Source organism: Kosakonia sp. S42 (genome assembly GCF_016624785.1).
GTDB lineage: Bacteria > Pseudomonadota > Gammaproteobacteria > Enterobacterales > Enterobacteriaceae > Kosakonia > Kosakonia cowanii.
In genome coordinates, this window is record NZ_JACVTW010000097.1 from 1 (window position 1) to 403 (window position 403).

Annotated in this window: 1 protein-coding gene; it reads left to right on the top strand. The window is 51.4% G+C overall.

The window, feature by feature from the left end:
* Positions 1 to 70: 70 nt before the first annotated feature.
* The coding region (locus IAE50_RS25725) for a transposase (RefSeq protein ID WP_234467363.1) at positions 71 to 403 on the top strand (333 nt) is incomplete at its 3' end.

Consider the following 403-nt stretch of genomic DNA (forward strand, 5'->3'; position numbering starts at 1 on the left):
CCATGCGCCCTCAGTTTTCGATCTGGTGTCTAACTTTAGGGGCGCATTACATACAGACGGACATCTAAGTATGGAATCCCAGTCCTGGCGAAAAGAACCCCGTAAAAATTATTCGAATGACTTCAAGCTCCGTATGGTCGAACTTGCTTTACGTCCCGGTGCCTGCGTTGCTCAGATTGCCCGTGAAAACGGCGTCAACGATAATGTCATCTTCAAATGGCTGCGGCTCTGGCAGAATGAAGGCCGTATATCACGTCGACTTCCGGCTGCCACAGACGCTTCATCATTACCCACAATGTTACCTGTTGAGGTGATACCGGATCCGGCACCCTCTGCCAGGATGAATACAGACCCGGGTCAGTTCTCCGCACTGAATGCCTCATCCTGTTGTGTTGAGTTCCGC